This window comes from Vibrio sp. MED222 (assembly GCF_000153005.1).
GTDB classification, from domain to species: Bacteria; Pseudomonadota; Gammaproteobacteria; order Enterobacterales; family Vibrionaceae; genus Vibrio; species Vibrio tasmaniensis_A.
In genome coordinates this window covers 145,541-148,853 of the sequence record NZ_CH902606.1, presented here as the reverse complement: position 1 = coordinate 148,853, position 3,313 = coordinate 145,541, and the positions used below count along the sequence as shown (strand labels likewise).

Sequence of the window (3,313 nt, the reverse complement as noted above, 5' to 3'; positions counted from 1 at the left end):
GGCGGTCACTTCAACCTCTTCAGTTGCTTCACGTACCTGAAGAATATCTTTTGTCTGCTGATCGAGCGCTTCAGTTACTTGGTATGACGTCGCATTAAGGTTATCAGCTAAATCTTGCAATGGTTTCGCTGAGTCTGTCATACGGCCTAATACAGTGCGGATTCGGGCAGACAGCAGCTTGAGATGAAAATCGGCAACAGAGAACTGACTATTACCTGAATAGACAAGTCGACTGACGCTATCGAATTTAGATTGCAGTTTTTTTAACTGTAATGGAGTATCAATGAGCTCTTGTCGGAAAAGCAATGCGAGAGCAGAAACAGGAAGAAGACTCAATATCCACTGAGATGCTTGCCCTACTTCTACAAGATTTGAAATCAGAGGCGCAGCCAAAGAGCCGAGTAACACTGCGTAACGAACACTGTCACTGATCTGTAGTGACCATTGGCGACCTGACTTCTCAGCTTTCAATAAGCTTTGATAAGCCTTGTCTGCGACTTGTACCCATTCGTTTTTCGGCTTAACACGAACAGACTGATAGCCACTTACCTTCCCGCCATCATAAATAGGGGTAACGTAAGCATCAACCCAGTAGTGCCCGCCGGATTTAGTCTTGTTTTTTACGATCCCGCGCCAAGCCTTGCCTTGTTTTAGATTCACCCACATATCGGCAAAAGCCGCTTTTGGCATATCACCATGCCTAACAATATTATGGTGTTGCCCTAGTAATTCATCTTGACTGTATTCCGCAATACGGCAAAAAGCGTCATTACTATAAGTAATCACACCTTTAAGGTCGGTAGTCGAGACAAGTTGTTCGTTTTCGCTTAGAAGCGTTTCACGTGATTGAGAAGCTGAACTGACAGTCATTTGGTATTAACTTCGGTTAATTATTATTGTAGCGGAGGAATATATACAATTATTAAAGTTATGACAAAATATGAAAGTAACATTTTGTGTAAATGACTGCTATTTATACAAAAATAACCAATGCACCTCACAAAACTCTCAACGCTAAGCCTCTTCCCTAACTATTATGCCTTTGATCTAATTATTCACACCTCTATCTGGCTAAAGGTCATGACTCATCTAAGTTAACTGCAGTGGTAAATTTCACGGTTCTCATAGAGACTGAGGTATGGAACTTGCGAATATTCAGATCTTTGCGCAATACTCGTTCAACAAAGTCTTCGTAAGCTTGTATATCTTTCACCGTAACAATCAACATAAAATCAAAGCTGCCTGATATCTGATAGCACTGAGTAACCTCTGACGCCTTAGAAATAGAATGGCGAAAAATTTGATAGATATCCCCTCGATCGCGCTCCATTTCAACGGACACAACTAGGGTCATCTTGCTACCAGTAAGCTCAGGATTAATGATCGATACATCACCGACTATCACGCCCTCTTGCCTCAATCGTTTCACTCGCTTTAAGCAAGCAGGAGGTGATAGCCCTACGATCTCGGCTAACGATTGATTAGGGATCCGGTTATTCTTCTGAAGCTCAACCAATATGCTTCTATCTATACGGTCTATTTCCATAATTTCTTAAACCATGATTTTTTGATTGATAATTTCTTACTTTAAGGCAATTTAAAAATTACAGGCAACTTTATAGGTTATTTTTGAAATAATAATCACAACAATCGCGGTAAGATCTTTTTATACAACACAACGAGTTATGGTCGTAACAATGAAATCAACCTATCAATTTTTCAAAGAGCTCCTCAAAGAAATCTTCGATGTCACTTCGACGCTTTTCCGTATCATGATTCCAATCATCATATTGATAAAAGTCGTCGAAGAGCTTGGCGGCATAATGATTCTTAGCGAATGGCTAAGCCCTATAATGGAAAGCGTCGGATTACCCAAAGAAATGGGTCTAGTATGGGCAACTACCATACTCACCAACATCTATGCCGGGCTAATTATCCTTATTAATTCCGATGTTCCCTTAACGGTTGCTCAAGCTTCAATTTTAGGCAGCATGATGCTCCTTGCTCACTCATTGCCAATTGAAGGCGCTATTGCCAAAAAAGCAGGTGTTAGCTGGCTGGCTACCCTATCGGTGAGAGTGGGGGGAAGCTTAGTGCTGGCATGGCTACTCAACCTCAGTTATCAATACGGAGACTGGCTCAACTACCCAGCAACCGTGCTTTGGCAACCTGAAGTATCAGGAGACACAAGCTATTTGGGTTGGGCGCTTGAACAGTTCAAGAACTTTGCGGTTATCTTCATGGTAATCTCAGCACTATTACTGTTACTCAAGATCTTAAAGATTCTAGGTATTGAGAAACTCATGGCAGTATTACTGAGACCATTCTTAAGAGTACTGGGAATCAGCAAAGACGCAACGAACCTAACAATAATAGGAATCACGCTTGGCCTTTCGTTTGGTGGCGGCTTACTGATCAATGAAGCCAAGAAAGGGCATATCTCAGCAAGAGACGTATTCACCGCAATCATGCTGCTCAACTTGCTCCACAGTTTAATTGAAGATACGTTGTTGATCCTACTCATCGGGGCCGATTTCTACACGATATTTTGGGGAAGGCTTGTATTCTCGGTGTTGGTTGTCGCTGTGGTATCAAACGTCATTAAGCGCATGAATCCAAGCACTTGCGAACGGTATTTTTATCGCGATGTCTCTCAGTCATAAGTAAATCTCCAACAAGAATACAAGGAAAAGAACTCAAATACGGGTTCTTTTTTGCGACTTGGCACTCCTATCACCTCCGCTATTGTTAAATTTCACGCCCTTGAAACACTGAAAATCATTCTCAACACCCTAATTATTTATATTTCGTGTGAAAATAATTTCAGCACAGATATTTACTAATAACTCAATTATTAAATGCAATGTTTAAACACAGAGAATATAAAACGCATCTTATTACTTATAACTCCATACCTTGTATAAAGTACTCTAAAGATAATAATTACTTCCCAACCAATATTATTAAAATCCAAACTATCAACTATTAATTCAACAAAACCCACTAAATAGCTGATAATAAAATAAATAACGACCATTGTTTGATATTAACTTTAAATGTTGAAATCGGAACGAACAATTGCTTGTAATAATTATCCATTTGATTGGTTAATTTTATAAATATATTTTGTTACATAATCAAAACTGATGGCTCTTTTGAATATGCTCCTTATAACAACGCCTCTTACAACCGAGGCTCGCACAGCTAAGATTCTTACAAAATGCCCATAAAAGCATGACTTTATGGTTCTAACTTTGTCATCACTGTCACAGGCTTCCACTATTGAGAACGATGAACTATTGCTGAAATCATT

At 39.7% G+C, this 3,313-nt stretch carries 4 protein-coding genes; 1 reads left to right on the top strand and 3 read right to left on the bottom strand.

All coding sequences use genetic code 11. The features are described 5' to 3' along the window. Together MED222_RS20530 and MED222_RS20535 are read right to left on the bottom strand one after the other, a co-directional pair. Positions 1 to 870 (bottom strand): methyl-accepting chemotaxis protein (locus tag MED222_RS20530; RefSeq protein ID WP_009844862.1); only part of this gene is annotated, 870 nt, incomplete at its 3' end. Between the two features lie 208 nt (positions 871 to 1,078). Continuing rightward, positions 1,079 to 1,546: an Lrp/AsnC family transcriptional regulator gene (locus MED222_RS20535; protein WP_009844861.1), complete on the bottom strand. Its 468-nt coding sequence runs from the start codon at positions 1,544 to 1,546 to the stop codon at positions 1,079 to 1,081. A gap of 151 nt (positions 1,547 to 1,697) precedes the next feature. Between MED222_RS20535 and MED222_RS20540 the strand changes: the two genes are divergently transcribed. Continuing rightward, positions 1,698 to 2,663 carry a hypothetical protein gene (locus MED222_RS20540; protein ID WP_032555001.1) on the top strand — a complete coding sequence of 322 codons (966 nt, stop codon included), beginning with the start codon at positions 1,698 to 1,700 and terminating at the stop codon, positions 2,661 to 2,663. 428 nt (positions 2,664 to 3,091) lie between these two features. Here the strand turns inward: MED222_RS20540 and MED222_RS22570 are convergent. After that, a partial coding sequence (locus tag MED222_RS22570) for a hypothetical protein (RefSeq protein WP_232281786.1) occupies positions 3,092 to 3,313 on the bottom strand: 222 nt, incomplete at its 5' end.

What these genes read in the sequence shown, in the direction of transcription:
- MED222_RS20535 (WP_009844861.1), bottom strand. Translation starts at nt 1,546, where the DNA reads ATGGAAATAGACCGTATAGATAGAAGCATATTGGTTGAGCTTCAGAAG.
- MED222_RS20540 (WP_032555001.1), top strand. Translation starts at nt 1,698, where the DNA reads ATGAAATCAACCTATCAATTTTTCAAAGAGCTCCTCAAAGAAATCTTC.